Below are 21,873 nucleotides of genomic sequence, written 5' to 3'. Positions count from 1 at the left end.
TCGCACTGTTACTCACGTCACATCGGAGGTCCTGATGGCCAACCTGAAGTTCGGAACGTTCCTGGCACCCATCCACGAGCCGGGGCAGAATCCGACGCTGTTGATGCACCGGGACATCGAACTCGTCCGGTACCTGGAGGAACTGGGCTACGACGAGGCGTGGTTCGGCGAGCATCATTCGGCGGGTGCCGAGATCTACGCCTCGCCGGAGCTGATGATCGCCCACGCCGGCGCCAAGACCAATCGAATCAAGCTCGGTACCGGTGTCACGTCGGTGTCGTATCACAATCCGTTGTGGGCGGCCGAACGGATGGTGATGCTCGACCACCTCACCCGCGGCCGGGCCATGTTCGGTCTCGGGCCGGGATCGCTGCCCACCGACGCCGCGATGCTGGGCCTGTCGCAGATCGACACCCGAGAACTGTTGGCGGAGAACGCCGACATCATCATGCGACTGCTCCGTGGTGAGACGGTGTCGGCCAAGACCCGCACCCATGAACTCTTCGACGCCAAGATCCAGATGGCGCCCTACTCCGACCCGCTCTTCGACGTGGTGGTCGCCGCCGTCGCCTCCCCGTCGGGTGCGCGTCTGGCCGGCATGCACGGCATCGGCCTGCTGTCCATCGCGGCGACCCTCACTGCCGACGGATTCAGCGCTCTGCAGCATCATTGGGGAATCCTGGAGGAGTACGCCGCACAGTCCGGGCGTACCGCCGACATCGACCGGTCGGCCTGGCGTCTGGTGGGGCCGTTCCACATCGCCGAGACCAAGGAACAGGCTTACCGCGATGTCGCCCACGGCATCGAGTACTGGTTCAACTACCTCCAGCATGTCGCGGCATTCCCGCAGATGAACGTCCTCGGTGAGAACAAGCAGGAGATGATCGACTTCATCAACACCTCCGGGATCGGTGTCATCGGCACCGCCGAGGAAGCGCGCGAACAGGTTCAGCGGCTCATCGATCAGTCGGGTGGCTTCGGGACCCTGCTGATCCAGGGTCATGACTGGGCCAACCCGGCCGCCACCCGACGCTCCTTCGAACTGTTCGCCCAGGACGTCATCCCGTACTTCCAGGGGCAGGCGCAGCCCATGCTGGACGCGGCCGAACGTGCCGCTGCGGTTCGGGAGGGGCAGGCCGCCGATCACGCCCGGGCCCTCGAGCACATGACGAAGAAGTACGAGGCGGAGATGGGACGGGTATGAGCGGCGCGACGACGCAGGCAGGCTGACCGACCCCACTCGATCAGCTACCGGCCGTTGCGCTGACCCCTTGACTCTGCCTAGCGACGAGTCGATTCGAAACCTCTGTCGGCCGAGTTGCCAAGGTGACCACTTCTGGGGTGGTCGCCATCCGACGTCGGCTGCGGAGATTTCGACTCGGGTCCTCGCGATGCTCGGTCCCGGCTCAATCATCGTAGAAGGTGCGGCTCAATCAGCAAGGTAGGCGCGGCTCAATCATGTAAGAGGGCTCAGCTCAATCAGCCACGCCCCGTTGATGGTTGAGCCGATGAGGAGCGTAGCGACGAGGCGTGTCGAAACCTCAGACAGCCGACGTCGCCAACGCGACCACCTCTGAGGTGCTCACCACCCGAGGCGTGCTGCGGAGATTTCGACTCGGGTCCTCGCGATGCTCGGTCCCGGCTCAATCATCGTAGAAGGTGCGGCTCAATCAGCAAGGTAGGCGCGGCTCAATCATGTAAGCGGGAGCAGTTCAATTAGCCACGCCCCGTTGGTGGTTGAGCCGACGAGGAGCGTAGCGACGAGACGTGTCGAAACCTCCGCCGGCCGAACTCGCCAACGCAACCGGCGGAGGTTCCGACACCCAACCCGAATCTCTATGAAGTTCTCAAAGAACACAAGCTTCTACAAAAGGTCAGGCAGCATTCGGTAGTTCGTCGGCAAACCGCCTGTTATATGCCGGGATCGGACGACGACGCCGATCCACCACCTCAGGTGGGATCAACCACGGATGCGCATCCGGACCCATGTAGACGTCCCATCCGTTGTGATGCACGTCGGCATGACACGACGCACACAACAAACACCCGTTGGCCAGGTCGGTGGCACCGCCATCCGACCAATGCTCGATGTGATGAGCCTGAGTGCGCGATGCCGGGGCACCGCACTTGATGCAACACCGATCCCGCTCGAATAACGCTCGCCGCTGACTGGCGGTGAACAAGCGTTTCGAGCGTCCCATGTCCAGGGGCACGTGTTCGCCGTCGACGATGGTCATGACCACCACGCCGTCGCAGCTGGTTTCGAGCAGGGTGTTGTGGGTGATCGATCCGCCGAACGCCAATTCCGACTTGCCGGGTGTATCCGCGGGTACCGACAGGTTGATCAACGCCGACGGTAGAGCGGTCACCGACCGTTCCCCGGCGCCGGCGGCCATATCCAAAACCATCTCCAACGCGTCAGCGCGACGTCGAGGCGCTTCGCGTGGATCTTTCGAACCATCCGGCTGCGGGACCGGCGCCGACAGTTTCTCGATGGCCGTCGCCAACTTCTCTCCGACAACCACGTCCAGACTCCCCGAGACAGCGACCCGCCCGTCATCGGTCCGCCCGATATCGAGAGCATTCAGATTGCGGTCTTCCTTCGCTGGACGTCCACCCTCGGCATCGTCAGCATGATGGTCCCCGAGCTGGTGCGCTCGTGCCATCACCTCAGCCGGTTTCGCGCCGGACAACACCTGCGCCAACAGATCACCCTCGAACTCGGCCCAGGTTTCGGCAGTCGGCGGTTCCCCGGCGCGTAACCCGATCTGGTTCAGCCCGCGCACGATCGCGTCCACATGCTCGCCCGAGATCGCGCCGTCGGCAGCATGTTTCAGCGTGCGTTCCACCACCGCCGACGTCCCGATACGCTGCATCCGCGCCGCGACGGCGGGCGCCAGCCCCATCTCGATCAGCAACGCGATCGGTTTGTGACCATGCCGTTGCGCCACCCCCAGCCGGTCGAGATGACCAGCTCCGGCCGCGGTCAACGCGTCGACGACATTCCTGATGGTGACCAGTGTCCGCATATCCGTGAACACGTCCGGCCCGGTCGGATCGTCGTCGAAACGACAATCGATGAGTGCGTCGAGAATGGTCTCCAGTTCCCCCTTCATGCGTTCCATTATAGCGAACGTATAGGCGATGATCAGATGAATTCGCGCGCACGACAACATTTGTGGATAAGTTGTGAAAGCTGTTCACCCAGGAGGTTCAGGTTCACCCGTGGTGTGTTGAGCGGCCATCGGTCATGCCGAGGTGAAGGTCATGGCGCGGATGTGATCCTGCGTCCGGGCCCGTGGGCTCCTCGACGGACACGGAGGCGCGGTGGGGGATCTGCGGTTGATAGATTTCCGGATTGTCGCGGTTGCGGCGAATCGTGGGCCGGTGGGCCCGGAGATAGAGGGGTAATGATGAGGCGACGCCTGTGGGGCAAGGTCGGGATGGCAGTGCTCGGCGCCACCGCACTTGCAATGACGATGACCGGATGCGGGCAGTTGCCCTTCGGCAATGACGACCCGCCGGTGTCGTCGGTCGCCGCGGGTGAGGACGCCGGCGGTGACGTGGACTTCGACGCCGCGATCGGTGACTGTGTCAAGCTGACCGGCTACAGCTTCAACGCCGAGATCGAGCACGCCACCTGCGGGAAGGCGCCCGCGAACTATGTGGTGATCGCGAAGTCGCCCACCAAGGAGGCGTGTCCGTCGGACGCGGACTCCACCTACTACGTGACCAAGGGCGGGGAGCAGCAGGGAGCGCTGTGTCTGGACCTGGACTGGGTGGAGGGTGAGTGCATGGAGGTGCCGACGTCGAACCTCGGGGACGCCGAGCATGTCGAGTGCACCGAAACCGGTTCGGGGCTGACCACCGTCAGCCGCGTTCTCGCGATCATCCCGGGCACCATCGACGAGAGTCGTTGCCCGGACGACTCGACGCAGTACTACACCTACGACGAGCGCAAGAAGCTGGTCTGCGTCGGTGAGGCCTGATCCCACCGGCAGATGGGGATGTCGTCGCCGGTGACGGCGAGGACTCCACACTGTTCGGGGCGTGTCCACCTTGAACAGCGAAAGGCCCCGTATCGGAACGTCTTCCGGTACGGGGCCTTTGTTTGTGGGGGTCAGTTGGTGTTGTCGCGTAGTTCTCGGCGGAGGATTTTGCCGGTGACGGTTTTGGGGAGTTCGTCGACGATGTCGATGTGGCGGGGGTATTTGTAGGCGGCGAGTTGGGTTTTGCAGTAGGCGATGAGTTCGTCGGGGTTTGCCGATTGTCCGTCACGGAGTGAGACGTAGGCTTTGACGGTTTCGCCGCGGTATTCGTCGGGTACTCCGACGACGGCTGCTTCGCGTACGGCGGGGTGGGTGTAGAGGACGTCTTCGACTTCGCGGGGCCAGACTTTGTAGCCGGAGGCGTTGATCATGTCTTTTTTGCGGTCGACGACGTAGAACCAGCCGTCGGTGTCCATGAATCCGACGTCTCCGGTGTGCAGTGCGCCACCGGGGATGGATTTTGCGGTGGCTTCGGGTTTGTTCCAGTATCCGGGAACCACTTGGGGTCCCGATGTTAGGAACTCGCCGACTTCTCCGACGGGTACGTCGTCGCCGTTCTCGTCGACGACGCGGACGATGGTGTTGAACACGGGTACGCCGACCGAGAGTGCGCCGGAGACGGGGTCGACGGGGGCGCGCATGCCGAGGGGGACGGCGTGTGAGGGGGAGTTGGTTTCGGTGAGGCCGTAGATGTTGTGGATGTAGGCGCCGAAGATGTGTTCGAGGCGGTCTCCGACGGCGGGTGCGATGGGTGCGCCGCCGGAGTAGAGCACGCGCAGGCTGGTGAAGTCGGCGGGGGTGGCGCCGGGTGCGGCTGCGAGGGCGTTGAAGGCGGTGATGGCGCCGATGGTGAATACGGGTTTGTGTTCGCGGATGGCGTCGAGCATGACGGCGGGGTCGAAGCGGTGGGCGAGGATCAGTGGTGCGCGGGTGAGCATTGCGAACATGATGTGGCCGACGAGGCCGGTGATGTGGAACAGGGGTGCGATACCGAGGATGGGTTCGCCGGGTTGGAGTCCGGTCCAGTCTCGGTAGGTTTGGGCGTTGAATGCGAAGTTGCCGTGGGTGTTCATGGCGCCCTTGGGGTTTCCGGTGGTGCCGGAGGTGTAGGCGAGGACGGCCACGTCGTCGGCGGTGAGTGTGACCGGCGGCAGGTCGGCGCCGGTGTAGTCGTCGATGATGGTGCGCAGGTCGAGGGTGTCGTCGGGGTGGGTGCGGGTGAGTCCGGTGAACAGCCGCTCGTCGTTGCGGGTTTGGAAGTCCCGTGCTGAGCAGGTGATGACGGTGTGGACTGAGCCGGCGCCGGAATCGATGACTGGTTTGGCGATGTCGGTGTAGAGGTCGTCGAGGGTGAGCAGTGCGACGGCGCCGGAATCACCGAGTAGGTAGGTGAGTTCGCGGGTTTTGTTCATCGGGTTGATCGCGACGGCGGTGCCGCCGGCTTTCCAGGCGGCGATCATGCCGATGATGAATGCGGGGTTGTTTTGTACGTAGAGGGCGAGGCGGTCGCCGTCGCGGAATCCGTGGTTGCGCAGGGTGTGTGCGACTGCTCGTGCGGCGTGGTCGATGTCGGCGAAGGTGAGGGTGCCGTCGAAGTAGTGGAGGAATGTTTCGTTGGGGTGTGTGGTGGCGGCGGCGTCGAAGATGTCAAGGGCGGTGGCGTGTTCGACGGTGATGTCGGTGGGGGTGTCTTGTGGGTAGCGGGCCAGCCAGGGCCGATCAACATAGACGGAGGTGGCGGTGCTCACTTGATCACCACCGGGTTGACCGGGGAGCCGGTGGCGTTGTGGATCTTGAGCGGGGCGGCGACATAGAAGAATTCGTAGACGCCGTCCTCGGCGCAGTCGGCGGCCAGCTTCTCCAGATCGCAGATCTCGGTGAAGGCGATGCCCAGGTTGCGCATCAGGGCATTGTGCAGAACCAGCGCCACACCGTTGTTGGGGTCGTGGGTGACCTCGTTGGCGATCGTGTCGGTCACCAGGTTCGGGATCTCCTTGCTCTGGAACCACTTCACCAGTTCCTCGGAGTACACCAGGCCCGGCTCACAGAAGTCCCCGTAGAAGCCTTCCTCGTCACGGAAGAACAGCTCGAGATGGTTGGTGCGGATGATCAGGATGTCACGCGGACGGATCTCGATTCCCTGTGCCGCCGCGCACTTCTCGAGATCGGTGTGGTCGAAGGTCTCACGCGGACCGAGGCAGTCGACGCCGCGGTAGCGGGCCATGTCGAGCAGGATCGCGCGACCGGCGACGCCCCGTTCGGCGATCGGCTCGACGCTGGCCTTGTCCAGGCCGCCGATGGTGGTGCGGGCGTCGTAGCCGTTCCAGATCTTGCCGCCGTACCAGACATGACCCAGCGCGTCGTACTGCGTGGAACCCTGCAGGAAGGCGTTGATCTTGTCGTCGGCGTAGTGCAGGCCGCCGGGGAAGGCCGGGCCGTCGCCGCCGTCGTCCCAATGGGACTCGTCGAGGATCATCTCGCGGGTCGCAGGGCTACGGCCCGGCCACACCGGGTCGCCGTTCGGGTCGCCGATGAGGCGCTGCAGCGTGAACAGCGCGCCCTTGCGGATCAGCGATGCGCCGGCGATGACCTGCTCGGCGGTCAGGTAGTTCAGGCTGCCGACCTCGTCGTCGGGGCCCCACTTGCCCCAGTTGCTGGGGGCGCCGGCGAGCAGTTCGGTGAGCTCGGGAACGTCGTGCGAGGTGGTCATGGTGCGTATCCTCCGAGATGCGGTGAATCGGGGTCTGAACAGTCCGAGCGATCGTTCAGCTCGCGTTCAGTGAGATGAGGATCACAGACTTCTGTGGATACGTCAAGTGCCTGCACCGGGGCGGTTCGGCGCAGGTTTCGGCGAGGCGTGTTCAGTCCGGCGTGTTCAGTCTGGCCGAACTCGGTGGTGCATCATCGCGAGTGCGAGATCGGCGTACTCGGCGGCGACGTCGGCCGCGGTCTGCGGTCCGCCGGGGGAGAACCAGTGGGGAATGGCGATACACATGGTGGCCACCGCCCGCGCGGTGCTGTGCGGGGTGCGGGTGGCGAAGTCGCCGGCCGCGACGGCCGCGGACGCCGCCCGATCGAGGCGATGCTGCACCGCACGCCGGGCGTCGGCGACGCGAGAGCGGTCGGGTTCCTCGAGGCTGCGCATCTCGGTGGCCACGATGAAGGCGAGGTCGCGGCGTTGGGCCTGGCACAGTGCCAGCGCCTCCACCATGTTCGCGAAAGCGGTCACCGGATCGTCGGTTTCGGTTGCGGCAGAATCCATTCGCCAACCCAGGTCGTCGAGCATGGTGTCGAAGAGGGCGACCAGTAGATGCTGTTTGCTGCGGTGGTGGTGGTAGATCCCGGCGACGCTGATCCCGGCCGCGGTGGCCACCAGCCGCATCGTCGCGCCGTGATACCCGGTCTCGGTGAACACCTCGACGGCCGCCGCCAGGACCGGGTCCAGGTCGAGGGCGTCGAAGTGTCGCCAGTCGGCGTCGACGGTCTCTGCCCGTAGACGTGGCGAGGGCGTGGCGGCGTCGTAGGTGAGCAGTTCGGGCGCGCCGACACCGAGTGCCTCGGCGATCGCGCTGAGCCGGTCGACGGTGACGGCCACCTTGTCGTTCTCGATGGCGCTCATGGTGCCGACACTCACGCCGAGCTTCCCGGCGAGGTCGCGCAGGGTGATCCCCGCGTTCTCCCGGGATCGGCGCACGGCTGCGCCGACAGCATCGCGTTCAGCCACGCTGAACAACATACGGGACGGTCGGCGGGTCTGTCGGGTTTCCGTGACAGGGGAGCTTCGGACTTCGTACACTCACGCACGCGATGTCGAATCCACCTCATACTCCTGCGCCGCCGTCCATCGGGCACGGTCGCCGTCTGCACCTCGAGGCGGGGACCGCATTGGAGATGTTCGAGCACTCGCTTGCCCGACGGCCCGACGACGTCGCCATCGACTACTTCGATCTGACCCTCACCTGGACCCAGCTCGACCGGGCGTCGACGACCCTGGCCGGGCTGCTGATCGCCCGCGGATTCGTGGCCGGCGACCGACTGGCGTTGCTGCTGCAGAACGACCCGGCATTCGTCATCGGGCTGCTGGCCACCTGGAAGGCCGGTGGGATCGCCGCCCTGATCAGTCCCATGTCGACCACCGAGGAACTGCGGGAGCGGTTCGCCGAGTACACCCCGACCGCACTCGTCGCGCTCGACCACCTCTATCTCGATCGCGCCCGTGCCGCGCTCGCCGACGGCACCACCGGGGTGAACATCGTGCTGACCGTGTCGCCGCTGGACGGTCAGACGGTTCCCGATCGGCGGCTGTTCGCCGACACCGGGCGCCCGTCCGTCCCCGACACCATCGACCTGGTGGCGCTGGTGCGCACCGCCCTCGTCGATCCGACCGGGCTGCCCGAACTGCCCATCCGGCCACTGAGTCCCCTCGACACCGCGGTGCTGTTGTCGACGTCGGGGACCACCGGCCCACCCAAGGCCGCACAGATCACCCACGCCAACCTGGTGTTCAGTGCCCACGTCTACCGCGAGTGGACAGGTGTGTCCGGTACCGACGCCGTGCTCGGGGCGTCGCCGCTGTTCCATGTGACCGGTCTGGTCGGCGGCGTCATGCTGTCGATGCTGGTCGGTGTGCCACTCGTGCTCACCCATCGGTTCCATCCGCAGGTGATCGTGGATGCGATCCGACGACGCCGTCCGGGATTCATGATCGCGGTGATCACCGCCTTCATCGCACTCGCCGACGAGTCGGATGCCACACCCGAGGATCTGGCGTCGCTGCGGTTCCGGCTGTCCGGTGGGGCGCCGATCGACCCGGATACCGAGGAGCGCCTCAGTGAACGCCTCGGCGGATACATCCACAACGTGTACGGACTGACCGAGTCCACGTCGCCGACGCTGCTGGTGCCATTCGGCCAGACCGCGCCGATCGACCCGGAGACCGGTGTGCTGTCGGTGGGGCGGCCCGCATTCGACACCGAGATCCGCATCGTCGACGACGAGGGCATCGAGCTGCCGGTTGGCGGGATCGGCGAGCTGATCATCTCCGGCCCGCAGATCGTTCGGGGATACTGGCGCAATCCGGTCGCGACCGCCGAGGCCTTCACCGGAACCGGATTGCGTACCGGCGACATCGGATTCCGGGACGCCGACGGCTGGTTCTACGTGATCGACCGGAAGAGCGCGTTGATCAACGCCTCCGGCTTCAAGGTGTGGCCACACGAGGTCGAGCGGGTCCTGTGCACGCACCCGGCCGTCGTCGAGGCCGCGGTGGTGGGTATCCCCGACGAGTACCGCGGTGAGTCGGTCAAGGCCGTGGTGGTGATCAGCGAGCCCGGCGCGGTCAGCGAGGCCGAGCTGATGGAGTACTGCCGTCAGAACCTCGCGGCCTACAAGTATCCCCGAGAGGTGGAGCTGGTCGGGGCATTGCCCCGCACCGCAACCGGAAAGCTGTTGCGCCGTAAGTTGATGTGAGTATTCGATGAACTGTGTCGTCTCAACCAGAAATGGTGGCAACCGTATTCGGTGGTTGAGCCGGGACCGAGCGTAGCGAGGACCCGTGTCGAAACCTGGGTGAGGTGCTTCGGGTGGTGACCGCTTTGAGCGGTGGTTGCGTGCCGAGTTCGGCCGTCTGAGGTTTCGACTCGTCTCGTCGCTTCGCTCCTCGTCGGCTCAACCATCCATGGTTGCAGTGTGATCGACTGATGTGTGGGATCAACCATCAATGGTTGCAGCCAGTTTGGGTGGTTGAGCCGGGACCGAGCGTAGCGAGGACCCGTGTCGAAACCTGGGTGAGGTGCTTCGGGTGGTGACCGCTTTGAGCGGTGGTTGGGTTTCGAGTTCGGCCGTCTGAGGTTTCGACTCGTCTCGTCGCTTCGCTCCTCGTCGGCTCAACCATCCATGGTTGCAGTGTGATCGACTGATGGGTGGGATCAACCATCAATGGTTGCAGCCAGTTTGGGTGGTTGAGACATCCCTGGAAGGAACTTGTCAAGCAGCCGGCTGTGTTTGGGCCTGTGACCAGGCAATCGAGGGGTTGTAGAGCTCGTGTCGGGCGAGGCACCCATGAAGGATTCCGATGAGCTTGTTCGCGAGTTGCCGAAGCGCAGCATTGTGCTTGACGTCCCGCTTTCTTTGCTTGTTGTAAAAGGCCCGCGCATGAGAGTCGTATCGGATCGCTTCCCCTGCCTGTTGTATCGCCGCATCCAACAACCACGTATTGGTGAAATGTCGGGCATGGACCACTCTCGATTTCCCCGACTGCTTAGTGATCGGACTGGTCCCAGCGGCATTCCTACGAGCCTTGGCACTGCGATACCGATCGGGCAGATCACCGAACTCGCCGAGGAGCCGAGGACCGATCGTCACGCCCACACCCGGCTGGCTGAGGTAGATCTCGGCCAGCGGGTGCTGGGAAAAATGGCCGGCGAGTTCCTTCTCCAGGACCGTCACCTGACCTGCGATCGCGCGCAGGATCGCGACTTCGGCCAGCACCGTGGTGGCATACGCCTGGAGCATCACCTCGGACTGAGGTAAAGGCTCTTCCCGCAACAACTCCCGAATCCGAGCAGTCTTCAGATCTTGCTCACGCCGCCGATACAACAACGATTTGACCTGTGGCCCAGTGAGTTTACGGGCCTTGACCGGTCGGGCGGCACACTTGTCGAGCAAACCAAGGATCACCGAACTCGAGAACGCCACATCGAGTTCCGAAGCAATCGTCAACACCACCGGAAAATACAGGCGCAACACTGCCCGCATCCGGTTGCTGTGCCGGGCCAGATCCCACACCGCCCGCTGATGGGCACGAGCAACCACCTTGATCGATTCGGCCAGTTCCGAATCCCCACCGGACTCACGCAACTGCAGACGACGGGTACGCACCATATCGGCCAATGCCCGAGCATCGGACTTGTCACTCTTGGCACCCGAGCTCGACACGCTCTCCCGATGACGCTTGGCCTGTTTCGGGTCCACCCCGAACACGCGGTACCCCGCGGCCTGCAGTGCCTGCACCCATGGACCATGGTCGATCTCGATACACACCAACACCTCGGATGGGTCACCGTCGTCGTCGGGCATACACCCGGCAACGGTCTCGGTGAACGCGGTGATCCCGTCGACTCCTTCGGGGACCCGTACCTGCTTGAGGACACGTCCCTCGGGGTCGAGGACCGCCAGGTCGTGGTGATCTTCGGCCCAGTCATCTCCGACGAACAGCATTCGCGATTCCTCCTTTCCCGGTTGTTTCCCCAACACGGCGTGTCAGGGTGGCAGCCGGGCCGGTGGAGGAAATCGCGGGCTAATGGAGGAGAACTCATGCCCCTTTTCACTGCGGCGAAAAAGGGCCGGCGCGACATCCCATCAGCGATCACACTCCGTTGGCGCTACCAATCGGGGGCATGTTCTCAACCAAGGGCTCATCAAAGGCCCGGCCGGGACGAATGCTCACCCGATCAGCGGCTACCAAACACTGAGTGTGCCAACTTTCGTCGTCAACCTCAGCAATTCCCATTAGCCGGGACCGAGCGTAGCGAGGACCCGTGTCGAAACCTGGGTGAGGTGCTTCGGGTGGTGACCGCGTTGAACGGTGGTTGGGTTTCGAGTTCGGCCGTCTGAGGTTTCGACTCGTCTCGTCGCTTCGCTCCTCGTCGGCTCAACCATCCATGGTTGCAGTGTGATCGACCGATGTGTGGGCTCAACCATCCATGGTGGCAAGCCAATTGGGTGGTTGAGCCGGGACCGAGCATCGCGAGGACCCGTGTCGAAACCTGGTGACCTGACGATGTTGGTGACCATCTCGAACGGTGGTTGCGTTCCGAGTTCGGCCGTCTGAGGTTTCGACACGCCTCGTCGCTACGCTCCTCGTCGGCTCAACCATCCATGGTTGCAGTGTTATTCGATGGTTCCTTGGTGTCGAAACCTTGGTGGGTTGCCTTGGGTGGTGACCACTTCGAATGTGGGTTGCGTCGACTCGACCATCAACTCCCGCAATCGACGACGCCGACCGGCTAGCTCACCACTTGTCCGTCGGCGACGGTGATGGAGCCGACGAGTTCGGCGGTTCCGTGTACGCGGGCACGTTCTTCGACCCGCACTCGACCGCTCACCGACGCGGAACCGGAGACGCGGGCATGTCCGGAGATGTGTGCGTCGTCGGAGATCTGTGCGCGCTCGGACACGATGGCGTAGTCGGTGATGTGTGCGCGCCCGGTCACCCGGGACTCGCCGCAGACGCGGGCGTTGTCGGTGGCGGACGCCGCATCGGCGAGGACGGCCTCCTCGTACACCCAGGCGTTTCCGGAAACAGTGGCAGAGTCCTTGATCTCGGATGTTCCGGAGATCCTGGTGTTGCCGGAGACGCGGGCGTCGCCGAACACCGACGAGTCGCCGTCGACGCGGGCGGTTCCGGCCACCTCGGCACGGTCGCCGATGAAGGCGTTCTCGCGGACGGCCGCGTTCTCCCGGACCCGCGCATCCCCGACAACCCATGCCTCTTCGCCCACCCAAGCCTGATCGGCAAGGTTGGCCTGCGATTCGAGCCACCCGCCGATGTCGCCGGCCGCCACCCGGTGCTGCGGCAGATCGCGCCGCGCACGGATACGTCGCAAGCGGACGGTGTGCGACCGGCCGTCCACGCTGTAGGTGAATTCCTGTGCCTCCCCGACGAAGTCGTAGTGATCGGGTGTCGGCGTCGGCGGTTGCAGGGTGGCGGGCGCACGGTGGGCCACCACGGTGTCGGCGTTCTGCGCCGAGATCTCGTGTTGCGCGGTCGGTTCGATGAGGGTCCCGGTGGCCGGACCCAGCACCGCCGACAGCTCGGCTACGAACTCGGTACACGTCGGGTACCTGTCGTCGCGGCGTTTGGCCATCCCGCGGGCGATCACCGCATCGACGCCGACGGGAAGTCCGGGACGCATCGCGGAGATGGACGGCGGGGGATCGGCGAGGTGTTGCTTCATCACGGTGGCGGCGGTGGGGCCGCGGAACGGTTTGCACCCGGTCAGCAGGTGCGCGGCCATGCACGCGAGACTGTACTGGTCGGCGCGACCGTCGAGGTCGTCGTCGGAGAGCTGTTCGGGGGAGCAGTAGTCGAAGGTCCCGATGAAGGTCCCGGCGGCGGTGAGCTCGTCGTCGGCGCCGATCTGGCGGGCGATCCCGAAGTCGCCGAGCAGGATCTGGTCGACCTCGGTGTCGATCAGGATGTTTGCCGGTTTCACATCACGATGGACGACACCGCGGCGGTGACCGAAGTCGAGGGCGCGGGCGATGTCGGTGAGGATCTCCATCGCGACGGGGATGTCCATACCCTGCGGTGCGCGGGCGATGAGCGCCCCGGCCGTGGTGCCACGCACCAGTCGCATGCTCAGCCAGAGGTGGCCGTTGTCCTCACCGCAGTCGTAGATGGGGACGATGTGCGGATGTTCCAGCCCGGCCGCGAGCTGGCCTTCACGTTGGAACCGCAGTCGGAACGTCGGGTCGGCAGAGACCGGTGCGTTGAGCACCTTGAGTGCCACCATGCGCGGCAGGCGGGGATGATGCGCCGCGTAGACGGTGCCCATGCCGCCTTGCCCGAGGATGTCGGCGAGCCGGTGCCCGGCGATCTGTCCTCCGCCGGACGATTGCATGTGGCGAACCTAGCACCTCGGCGCCGCGTCGGCCTCGCTGCTCCATCGCTGGAATGACACACCGGGACTCCGGATCTCAGCGCGGTCCGTCCGGCCCGTACGAGCGGGTCACCGTCGCCACCCGCACCTGGTAGTCGGCGTACCACGTGCTCCGCCCGCGTTGCTGGGCGATCTCGTGCTCGGTGACGTGCTTCCACGCCTGCGCGGCGGCCTCGTCGGCCCAGTACGAGACGGTGATCCCGAGCTCCTCGTGGGCCGACTCGATCCCGAGATAGCCTGGCTGGATGCGTGCCAACTCGTCCATCCGGGACGCCATCACCGCATAGCCGTTGTCGCCGGGTGTGCGAACGGACGTGAAGATCACCGCGACGTAGGGCGGTGTCGGGGTGTGCGCGAACGCGCCGTCGACCATGGGCAAAGCGTAGCGACCATGGGCAAGGCGTAGCGACCATGGGGAACCGAAGAATCCGGCCCCGATACGACGGTCCGGCCCCGATACGACGGTCCGGCCCCGATACGACGATGCCGCCCGCGCACGACTGCGGGGCGGCATCGAAGGAGTGGGGTCGAAGGAGTGGGGGATGGGTCGGGCCGATCAGCTCTCGGTCGCGCCGTCGGCGGGGGTCTCGGTCTCGGTGGTGTTGGCTGTGGCGGCGGTCTCCGTCGAGATCGTGATCTGACGTGCCTGGGCCGGGCCGGCCTTCGGCAGGCCGAGCTTGAGCACACCGTCGGTGAGGGTGGCCTCGACCTTGTCGGCGTCCACCTCACCCGGGAGCGCGAGGCGGTAGTCGAACTTGCCGGTGCGGCGCGTCTGGTGTCGTACCTCGCCGGTGCGCTCGACCGCGGTGGTCTCACCGTGGACGTGCAGGACGTTGTCGTCGAGTTCGACGCTGATGTCCTCGCGCTTGATGCCGGGCAGTTCGGCTTCGACGATGTAGGCCTGCTCGGTCTCCTCGACGGTGACCGCCGGGGTCCAGGCCGCGGTCGCGATGCGGGCCGGCTCGAGCCCGGCGAACGCGGCGTCGAAGAGGTCGATCAGATTGCGGTTGTCGTCGAACACCCGGAACGGTGCGAAGAAGGGTGCGCCGACGCGGCGGGCGGGAACGAGGCGTCCGGTGGTTGCCATGGTGCGTGTCCTTTCTCTGCGAACGCTTGCTCTGGTGAAGCATTCTTATGCCAAGTTGAGCGCAGGACAGTCAACTTTTATTCCGGGGTGATGCGGATCACTTCTGCTCCGACGCCAGATCCTCGTGGGTGGCCGCCCGACTCGCGAGCGATGCCATCCGTCGCCGGAGAACCGGACCATGGAAATATATGCAAAAGGTATATAACTGTGGTATGTTATTTGAGTGTCCTCGTACAGCGATCTCCTCTGCAGCCTCGTCCTCGCAGGCCAACGCCTGACGCGGGTGGCTGTCCGGGAGACCGCCGAGAAGGTCTCGCCGAACGTCTACCTGACGTTGGCGACGCTGACCGATCACGGTCCGCTGCGCACCGGTGAGCTCGCCGTCCACGTTCGGCTCACCCAGCCGGCGATGACGCGGCTACTCGCCACCATGGCCGACGACGGCTGGGTGCGGCGCGTGGCCGATTCGGACGCCCGGGCCGCGCGCTTCGCCATCACCGACGAAGGGGCCGCGCTCCAGGCCGACTGGCATCGCCGCATCGGTGAGGCACTGGAACCGTACTTCCGTGATCTGCCCGACGACGATGTCGCGGCGATCGCACGCACGGTGAAACTCCTCGACGCCGCACCGCTCGACGGTCCGCCGCCGCGCTGACCCGAGGATCTCACTCACACACCAACCACCGCCACGGTTGACGACGGCGGTCGCGGGCTGTTGCCTGCGCCGACGCCACCGCGGGGCCGCCTCGTGCTGCCCGGCGCCGGCCGGTAGTACCCGCACGGAAAGGAATTCATCCGCTCATGACCCGTACCCGAGACGCACAGTCCGCGTCGGCCGGCGTCGTCGATCCCGGTGATCACGTCAGCCAGAAGCCGTCTCTGCTGAGGCAGCCCCCTGCCGTCTGGGCCGTCGCCTTCGCGTCGATGGTCGCCTTCATGGGCATCGGACTCGTCGGTCCGATCCTCCCCACGATCTCCGAGGACCTCGGCGCCACACCGACGCAGACCTCACTGCTGTTCACCAGCTACCTCATACGCCGATCTCCGCCCCGTTCAAGGCACTTCGGATCCGTCCGGTCCTGATCCTGAGCATCGTGGCCTTCTTCTACAACGCCTCGTTCTTCGTCACACTCGCCTACGCGCCCTACCCGTTGGGTCTGTCGGCCATCGGGATCGGCATGGTCATGACCGGCTTCGGCATCGGCATCGCCTTCATGAGTGTGGTCGTGGCTCCCCGTCTGACGCACCGGTTCTCACCGCTGCGCACCCTGTGGGTCGCACTGATCGTGTTCGCGCTGACCATGGTGGTCACCGCCCTGTCGACGAGCAGCCTTCCCGTCCTGATCGTCTGCACCATCCTGCTCGGCTTCGAGATCGGTTTGCTCAACACCGTTCTGACCGAGGCGGTCATGGAATCCGGTGATCTGCCGCGGCCGGTGGCCTCCTCGGCCTACTCCGGTGTGCGGTTCCTCGGTGGCGCCATCGGTGTCCCGGTCGGCACCTCGCTGGCCGACTACACCGACGGTTCCCCCTTCCTGTTCGCAGGAGCAACAGCCTTGGTGGGCGCACTGATCGTGATCGTCTGCCAACGCGTGATCGCCCGCGCCGACCAGCCGGTCCACGAGACCATGGTCGACGAGGCAGAAACGATCACGGTCGCCGACGACTGACGTCCGGCGCGCACAAGGCCCCGGCTCGACGTGAGCGAGCCGGGGCCTTTGTCGTGCTTCGGGGATGGACGGTTCGAGAGCGTGATCAGACGAGCCGACTCATCCCACCCCGACCGGTGTCGCCGTCTCCCGGTCGTGTGCATCGGTCAGCGACTTCACCTCGCCGATCAACGCCCGCAACAGGTCTCGATGCTCCGCGTCGACCAGTTCCGGCTCGCCCGTGTGCGGCTGCAGCTCACCGGCCCCGCCGATGGTGAGGACCCCGATACCCAACTTGTAGTACTCGAGGTAGGCGCGGGCCACCGATTCCGGTGAACCCACCAGCGACGGACCATGATTGGTCAGCGCCCCCAACCTGCCGTAGAACGCGTCCTCCGGAGAGTCGGTGCGGCTGCGCAGATCCAGTTCGCGATCGGCGTCGTCGGCGAGGCCGGTCATCCTGGTCTGGTCGGGCCGGTACCCGGTGCGTTCCTGGTAGTCGAGCACCTCGCGGGTGATGCCCTCGGCCTTCGCCCATGCCTGCTCGACGGTCGGCGCCAGGATCACGTTGAACCCGCCCAGCCAGAAACCGATCTCACGTCCCTTCGCCGCGGCGGCGTCGGCGACGCGGCCGATCAGCGCCGGCGTGTCCGACAGCGGGACAGTGGGCAGGGCGTAGATGTCGGAATGTGTTGCCGCGAGCTCGATCCCGGCATCCGACGCCCCGGCCGACGAGATCAGCGGACGCGGCTTGCGGATCGGCAACGTGGCCGAGCGGGCGCCGGCGATCCGGTAGAACTCACCCGAGTAGTCGAACGGCTCGGTGGCGGTGAGTTCCTGTTTGAAGACGTCGAGGTATTCATGCGACCGGCGGTAGCGTTCCTCCTTCGGCAGCCAGTCGCCCTCGCGTTGCATGTCCTGATCACTGGAACCCTGGATGATGTGGATGGTCGTGCGCCCGCCGGACAACCGGTCGAGGGTGGCGAGCGTACGCGCGGCGACGGTCGGCGACTGCAGTCCCACACGATGTGCCGCGGCGACGGTGATCGTGTCGGTGTGCGCCAGAATCCAGCCGGCCGTGGCCCACACATCCGGCCGGTCGGAGAACTGGTTCACCAGGATGCTGGTGAAACCGTCCTGCTCGGCCTCGCGACCGCCGCGTTCGACGATGGACGCGTCGGTCTCGGGCGGCGACGACTCCGCGACGAAGAACGATGCGGGGCCACCGTACGGGGAGTCGGAGGTCTTGCGTTTCCCGTGGAACGAATTGCGGGTTCGGAGGTCGACAGGCATGGACTTCTCCTTCTGGTCGGCAGGAACGTGCGGGGGCGTCAGGACTTGGGCGGGCCGAAGATGGCCTGCCAGCGGGCGGCGTCCTGGTTCAGCAGTGGAGCGAACTCGGCCGCGGGAACGGTCCGCAGGGTGTAGTCGGCGATACTCGGGAATCCCTCGGGTGCAGGTGATCCCGGAACGGTCCCGTAGTTGTAGGCGTAGGCGGCGATGGCCTGCTGGCCGGGTGCGGTGAACAGCCAGGCCTCGAGCAGTTTGGTGGCGTCGAGTGCGTCGGTGTTCTTGACGATCCCGAAGCCGGGACCGTTGAGCACCCGCGCGTCGGTCAGATTGCCCACCGCGATCGGTGCGCCCTTCTCCCGCTGGACCGCGGCCACCTGGCTCGGTCCCCAGATGGCGATCGAATAGCGGCCTTGCGCAACGTTGTTGACGGCGTCCACCACGCTCGCGTTGCGATCCGACAGCGGGATCTGGGAGTTGATGCGCTGCAGGGTCACATCCGAGATCGCGTCGTTGTAGGCGAGGGTGCTCAACGCGAAGCTCGTCGGCGACGTCCCGACCGGCTGGCCGAAGGTCACCTGACCCTTGTACTTGTCCGACAGCACCTCGTCGAGGGTGGTCGGCGCCTCACCCTCCTTGATCTTGGTCGTGTTGTACACCAGGCCGAACAGACTCTGGAACGGCACGACGTACCGGTTGTCGGGGTCGCGGAGATCTGCCGGGACCTGGGCGGCTGTCGGCGGAGCGTAGGGTTCGAGGGCATTCTTCTCGATGAAGTGGCCGACGTCGCTCGGGCCGCTCAGCACGGCGTCGACATCCTGTTTGCCGCTGGCGATCTCACCGTCGACGCGGGTGAACAGCTGGGCTCCCGAGTAGAGCGACTCCTTCACGGTGATGCCCGGGTAGGCCGCCTCGAACTCGCGCAGGACCTTGCCGAACCCTTCGGTGGGGCTCGATGACGCGTACGCGGTGTAGAGCGTGACGGTGGTGCCGCCGGACTTCTTGGCGGCCTGGTACAACTCGTCGAGACTCGCCTTGGCGGCCGGATCGAGTGCGGCCGACGACGCCGGCGCGGCGTCGCTGCTGTCGGTGTCCGAGCTGCATCCGGTGGCGGCGGCCAGGACGGCGGCGCCGAGCAATGCCATGCCCAGGGGGCGCCACTTGCTGATCTTCACTTCTGCTCCTGTTCAGGGTGTGGTTGCGACGAGCACAGCTGCGTCGGGGTCGACTTCGAGCCAGATGTTCTGGCCGACTTGGGGAACGGTTCGGTCGCGGGTGGCCGCGACATCGGCGCGCAGGGTGCGTCCGTTGACCGACACGAGACACTCGAGCCGATCGGCGAGGCGGACCGCGTCGAGTACGATGCCGGGCAGTGTCGGGCCGTGGGCGAGATCGGGACGATCGTGCAAGGTGACGCTGCTGCTGCGGAAGGCGACGGCCGTCGGATCGCCTCCTGCGACACCGGACGTGCCGGCGAGCGTCCGGAGTTCGAGCGATTCGGCGGTGGCCTCGTCCAGGCGGACGGTGGCGTGGCCGTCGTGTACACGGGACACCGACGCGTGGACGATGTTGTCGTAGCCGACGAACCCGGCGATCTGTTCGTCCTTGGGCGATCCGAACACCTCGGTGGGAGAACCGGATTGGATCACCGCACCGTCGACCATCACCACCACCCGGTCGGCGAGGGTCTGGGCCTCGATCCGGTCGTGGGTGACGTAGACGGTGGTCCGGGGCACCTCTCGTTGGATGCGGCGGAACTCGCTGCGCAGCGTGGTGCGCAGTTCGGCGTCGAGGTTGGACAGCGGCTCGTCGAGCAGTAGCGCCGTCGGATTGCTCACCAGGGCCCGGGCCAGCGCGACCCGCTGTTGCTGCCCACCGGACAGCGACCCCACCGATCGGCTCTCGAAGCCGCCCAGCCCGACCAGTTCCAGTGCGTCGGCGACCGATCCGCGGATCGTGCGGCGCGGGACCCGTTGCGATCGCAGGGGGAACCCGACGTTGCCGCCCACGTTCATGTGTGGCCACAGCGCATAGCTCTGGAACACCATGCCGATGTCGCGTCGGTGCGCGGGGATGTGGAGACCGCGGGCGGGGTCGTCGACCAGGCGGCCGTTGACCAGAACCGTTCCGCTGTCGGGGTTCTCCAGCCCGGCGATCGTCCGCAGCGTGGTGGTCTTGCCGCATCCGGACGGTCCGAGCAGTGCCACGAACTCGCCCTCGGCGATGGAGATCGCGACCTCGTCGAGCACGGTCTTGCCGTTGAACGCCTTGCTGACGTCGATAATGTCGATGCCACTCATTCGATGCCGACACTTTCTGCGGGTGGTGAGGCGGGTGTGGAGGGGGACGCGGCACCGGTGTCGCCGGCCGGTCGTCGCAACCTCCGGACGGTGATCCGGTGCAGCACACCGACGATCAGTCCGGCGATCAGCAGTCCGACGATCAGGAGGGTGAGCAGGGCGGCCGCCTGTCCCTGGTTCTGGTTGCTGAACATCTGGTAGGTGAGGGTCGAGAGGGTCTGGGTGTCCTGGTCGGACAGGATCAGCGGGGCGTCGAGGTTGCCCGAGATCAGGACCGCCGAGATCAACCACGAGCCGATGAGGCTGGGCAGGATGAGCGGGAGGGTGATGGTGACCAGGGTCCGAAGGGGTCCTGCACCCGACATCCGGGCCGCCTCCTCGAGGTCACCGCCGAGCTGGGCGGTCGCTCCGGCGGCGATCTGCACGGTGACCGGTAGTACCGCCACCGTGACGGCGATGATCATCAGCCAGATGGTCCCGTAGAGGGCGCGCAGTCCGGGGACGGCGGCGTATGCCCAGCTCACGGCGATGGCGGCGACGATGCCGGGCATGGCGAGCGGGATGATGGTGACCGCACGGAATCCGCCTGCCGCCCACCGGGATATCCGGGGCACGAGCGTTGCGATGGTGACGGCCAGGACGGTCGCGATCGCACCGCCGACCGCGGAGATGATGACCGTGTTGGTCACCGCGGGCCCCACATTCGGGTTCTCGCCGAGCAGTTCGTAGTTGCGCAGCGAGAGTCCCTGCCAGACGCCGGGAAAGGGTTGGAAGGAGGTCAGGATGAGCGCGAGGAAGGGGAGCGCGACCGCGAAGACGGCGTAGACGCCGATCGCGATGCCGCCGACACCGCGGGCCCCGCGCAGATCCCAGCGCGCACCCTGGAAGTTCTTGCCGGTCACCGAGACAAAGGTCCGGTGCCGCAGGATTCGTGACTGCACCGCGGTGAGGGCCAGCAGGGCGACGAGTACGACGACGGCGATCGCCCCGGCCTGCGCGTAGAGCGGTGGATTGTGGTCGTTGATCAACGACCACATGCGGGTGCCGAGGAAGCTGAGGTCGGCGGGCCCGCCCAGGATCAGCGGTCCGTCGAACGACTGCAGACCCGAGACCAGGCCGACGAGTGTGGCCGACAACAGGATCGGGGTGAGCAGGGGAGCGGTGATGGTACGCAGGGTGCGCCACTGTCCGGCACCGCTCATCGCGGCCGCCTCCTCGTAGGTGGCGTTGAGTTTGCTGACCGGGCCGACCAGGAACAGGTAGACGAATGCCGATGCGTGCAGTGAGTCGACCAGGATGAGCCCGTACCAGGATTCGATGTCGATCACCGGGCCGTGTCCGGTGAGGTCCCGGATCCACACGTTGAGCAGGCCGGTGTAGCCGTTGGCGAGCTGGGAGTAGCCCATCGCGTAGAACATCGCCGAGGTGCTCACGGAGATGAGGACCAGGGGCCGGATCAGGAAGCGTCCCCGCGCATTGGTGCGTTCGAGAAGCGCCAGACCCAGTGCGAGCCCGACGCCGAGGATCGTCGTCGCGACCGCCAGCACGATCGAGTTCAGCAGGGCGTCACCGCGGGTGAGGTTCTCGCTGAGGGCGGCGAATCCGCTGAGGGTCCAGGTCGCGGCCTCGAGCGGGGTACCCGACCGGAATGCGCTGACGAGGAGCATGACCAGCGGCCAGAGGATACCCAGGAACAGTACGACCCCGAGGACGGCTGCCAGCAGAGGGGTTCCGGTCCGGGGTCGGCGGAACCGCCGGGTGGTGGCCGCCGGTGGTGGCGGGGTGGGTGTGCCGGCGAGCTCGCGCCGGGTGTCGTCGGTGATCAGGGTGGTCATG

Annotated in this window: 18 protein-coding genes; 6 read left to right on the top strand and 12 right to left on the bottom strand. The window is 65.8% G+C overall.

From position 1 onward, the window contains the following. Positions 1–34 precede the first annotated feature (34 nt). Positions 35–1,204 carry an LLM class flavin-dependent oxidoreductase gene (locus Q9K23_RS08940; RefSeq protein ID WP_053777123.1) on the top strand — a complete coding sequence of 390 codons (1,170 nt, stop codon included), beginning with the start codon at positions 35–37 and terminating at the stop codon, positions 1,202–1,204. A 670-nt stretch (positions 1,205–1,874) separates the two neighbouring features. Here the strand turns inward: Q9K23_RS08940 and Q9K23_RS08935 are convergent. Then, complete coding sequence (locus Q9K23_RS08935; protein ID WP_261977866.1) at positions 1,875–3,116, bottom strand: HNH endonuclease signature motif containing protein; 1,242 nt, start codon at positions 3,114–3,116, stop codon at positions 1,875–1,877. A 297-nt stretch (positions 3,117–3,413) separates the two neighbouring features. On the opposite strand from Q9K23_RS08935, the gene Q9K23_RS08930 reads away from it, so the two are divergent. Then, on the top strand, positions 3,414–3,989 hold the full coding sequence (locus Q9K23_RS08930; protein WP_238403958.1) for a hypothetical protein: 576 nt from the start codon (positions 3,414–3,416) through the stop codon (positions 3,987–3,989). A 131-nt stretch (positions 3,990–4,120) separates the two neighbouring features. Here Q9K23_RS08930 and Q9K23_RS08925 read toward each other — a convergent pair whose 3' ends face one another. The 3 genes from Q9K23_RS08925 to Q9K23_RS08915 all read right to left on the bottom strand — a co-directional run bounded on the left by Q9K23_RS08925 (position 4,121) and on the right by Q9K23_RS08915 (position 7,773). Continuing rightward, positions 4,121–5,797: an AMP-binding protein gene (locus Q9K23_RS08925; RefSeq protein ID WP_053777122.1), complete on the bottom strand. Its 1,677-nt coding sequence runs from the start codon at positions 5,795–5,797 to the stop codon at positions 4,121–4,123. Continuing rightward, positions 5,794–6,759 (bottom strand): cyclase family protein, encoded by a 966-nt coding sequence (locus Q9K23_RS08920; protein WP_053777121.1) that lies wholly within the window; start codon positions 6,757–6,759, stop codon positions 5,794–5,796. Before Q9K23_RS08920 ends, Q9K23_RS08925 begins: the two co-directional genes overlap by 4 nt. A 165-nt stretch (positions 6,760–6,924) precedes the next feature. Then, positions 6,925–7,773: a TetR family transcriptional regulator gene (locus Q9K23_RS08915; protein WP_261977865.1), complete on the bottom strand. Its 849-nt coding sequence runs from the start codon at positions 7,771–7,773 to the stop codon at positions 6,925–6,927. Positions 7,774–7,856: 83 nt separating this feature from the next. Here Q9K23_RS08915 and Q9K23_RS08910 point away from each other — a divergent pair, with 83 nt between their 5' ends. Beyond that, positions 7,857–9,518, top strand: coding sequence for an AMP-binding protein (locus Q9K23_RS08910; protein WP_053777120.1), 1,662 nt, complete (start codon positions 7,857–7,859; stop codon positions 9,516–9,518). A gap of 516 nt (positions 9,519–10,034) precedes the next feature. On the opposite strand, the gene Q9K23_RS08905 is transcribed toward Q9K23_RS08910, so the two are convergent. The 4 genes from Q9K23_RS08905 to Q9K23_RS08890 form a co-directional block, all read right to left on the bottom strand. Next, complete coding sequence (locus tag Q9K23_RS08905) at positions 10,035–11,267, bottom strand: IS110 family transposase (protein WP_020794809.1); 1,233 nt, start codon at positions 11,265–11,267, stop codon at positions 10,035–10,037. Positions 11,268–12,055: 788 nt separating this feature from the next. Then, positions 12,056–13,672 (bottom strand): protein kinase, encoded by a 1,617-nt coding sequence (locus Q9K23_RS08900; protein ID WP_053777119.1) that lies wholly within the window; start codon positions 13,670–13,672, stop codon positions 12,056–12,058. A 76-nt stretch (positions 13,673–13,748) separates the two neighbouring features. Next, positions 13,749–14,084 carry an antibiotic biosynthesis monooxygenase gene (locus tag Q9K23_RS08895; RefSeq protein WP_053777118.1) on the bottom strand — a complete coding sequence of 112 codons (336 nt, stop codon included), beginning with the start codon at positions 14,082–14,084 and terminating at the stop codon, positions 13,749–13,751. Positions 14,085–14,267: 183 nt separating this feature from the next. Further along, a complete protein-coding gene (locus tag Q9K23_RS08890) occupies positions 14,268–14,798 on the bottom strand; it encodes an Hsp20/alpha crystallin family protein (RefSeq protein ID WP_020794500.1) in 531 nt (176 codons plus the stop codon). A gap of 223 nt (positions 14,799–15,021) precedes the next feature. Between Q9K23_RS08890 and Q9K23_RS08885 the strand changes: the two genes are divergently transcribed. The 3 genes from Q9K23_RS08885 to Q9K23_RS08875 all read left to right on the top strand — a co-directional run bounded on the left by Q9K23_RS08885 (position 15,022) and on the right by Q9K23_RS08875 (position 16,468). Then, a complete protein-coding gene (locus tag Q9K23_RS08885) occupies positions 15,022–15,453 on the top strand; it encodes a MarR family transcriptional regulator (RefSeq protein WP_082365857.1) in 432 nt (143 codons plus the stop codon). 146 nt (positions 15,454–15,599) lie between these two features. After that, a complete protein-coding gene (locus Q9K23_RS08880) occupies positions 15,600–15,881 on the top strand; it encodes an MFS transporter (protein WP_020794315.1) in 282 nt (93 codons plus the stop codon). 11 nt (positions 15,882–15,892) lie between these two features. After that, the gene (locus Q9K23_RS08875) at positions 15,893–16,468 is read left to right on the top strand and encodes an MFS transporter (RefSeq protein ID WP_020794848.1); all 576 of its coding nucleotides are present in this window, start codon (positions 15,893–15,895) and stop codon (positions 16,466–16,468) included. Between the two features lie 99 nt (positions 16,469–16,567). On the opposite strand, the gene Q9K23_RS08870 is transcribed toward Q9K23_RS08875, so the two are convergent. From Q9K23_RS08870 to Q9K23_RS08855, 4 genes are read right to left on the bottom strand one after another with little or no spacing between them, the layout of a single operon-like run. Further along, complete coding sequence (locus Q9K23_RS08870) at positions 16,568–17,740, bottom strand: LLM class flavin-dependent oxidoreductase (RefSeq protein ID WP_053777117.1); 1,173 nt, start codon at positions 17,738–17,740, stop codon at positions 16,568–16,570. Between the two features lie 38 nt (positions 17,741–17,778). Beyond that, positions 17,779–18,912, bottom strand: coding sequence for an extracellular solute-binding protein (locus Q9K23_RS08865; RefSeq protein ID WP_053777116.1), 1,134 nt, complete (start codon positions 18,910–18,912; stop codon positions 17,779–17,781). Between the two features lie 12 nt (positions 18,913–18,924). Beyond that, a complete protein-coding gene (locus Q9K23_RS08860) occupies positions 18,925–20,037 on the bottom strand; it encodes an ABC transporter ATP-binding protein (RefSeq protein ID WP_020794529.1) in 1,113 nt (370 codons plus the stop codon). Beyond that, a complete protein-coding gene (locus tag Q9K23_RS08855) occupies positions 20,034–21,872 on the bottom strand; it encodes an iron ABC transporter permease (protein ID WP_053777115.1) in 1,839 nt (612 codons plus the stop codon). The genes Q9K23_RS08860 and Q9K23_RS08855 overlap by 4 nt, the downstream gene beginning before the upstream one ends. Position 21,873 lies beyond the last annotated feature (1 nt).

The organism is Gordonia sp. NB41Y (genome assembly GCF_030718915.1).
Lineage (GTDB): Bacteria > Actinomycetota > Actinomycetes > Mycobacteriales > Mycobacteriaceae > Gordonia > Gordonia desulfuricans.
This window is presented reverse-complemented; position numbering and strand designations above follow the sequence as displayed.

Bases quoted from the DNA above. Each gene is read 5' to 3' on its own strand.
- Q9K23_RS08935 (WP_261977866.1), bottom strand. From the start codon at position 3,116: ATGAAGGGGGAACTGGAGACCATTCTCGACGCACTCATCGATTGTCGT.
- Q9K23_RS08855 (WP_053777115.1), bottom strand. From the start codon at position 21,872: ATGACCACCCTGATCACCGACGACACCCGGCGCGAGCTCGCCGGCACA.
- Q9K23_RS08890 (WP_020794500.1), bottom strand. From the start codon at position 14,798: ATGGCAACCACCGGACGCCTCGTTCCCGCCCGCCGCGTCGGCGCACCC.
- Q9K23_RS08905 (WP_020794809.1), bottom strand. From the start codon at position 11,267: ATGCTGTTCGTCGGAGATGACTGGGCCGAAGATCACCACGACCTGGCG.
- Q9K23_RS08870 (WP_053777117.1), bottom strand. From the start codon at position 17,740: ATGCCTGTCGACCTCCGAACCCGCAATTCGTTCCACGGGAAACGCAAG.
- Q9K23_RS08940 (WP_053777123.1), top strand. From the start codon at position 35: ATGGCCAACCTGAAGTTCGGAACGTTCCTGGCACCCATCCACGAGCCG.
- Q9K23_RS08880 (WP_020794315.1), top strand. From the start codon at position 15,600: ATGACCCGTACCCGAGACGCACAGTCCGCGTCGGCCGGCGTCGTCGAT.
- Q9K23_RS08910 (WP_053777120.1), top strand. From the start codon at position 7,857: ATGTCGAATCCACCTCATACTCCTGCGCCGCCGTCCATCGGGCACGGT.
- Q9K23_RS08930 (WP_238403958.1), top strand. From the start codon at position 3,414: ATGAGGCGACGCCTGTGGGGCAAGGTCGGGATGGCAGTGCTCGGCGCC.
- Q9K23_RS08895 (WP_053777118.1), bottom strand. From the start codon at position 14,084: ATGGTCGACGGCGCGTTCGCGCACACCCCGACACCGCCCTACGTCGCG.
- Q9K23_RS08900 (WP_053777119.1), bottom strand. From the start codon at position 13,672: ATGCAATCGTCCGGCGGAGGACAGATCGCCGGGCACCGGCTCGCCGAC.
- Q9K23_RS08920 (WP_053777121.1), bottom strand. From the start codon at position 6,759: ATGACCACCTCGCACGACGTTCCCGAGCTCACCGAACTGCTCGCCGGC.
- Q9K23_RS08860 (WP_020794529.1), bottom strand. From the start codon at position 20,037: ATGAGTGGCATCGACATTATCGACGTCAGCAAGGCGTTCAACGGCAAG.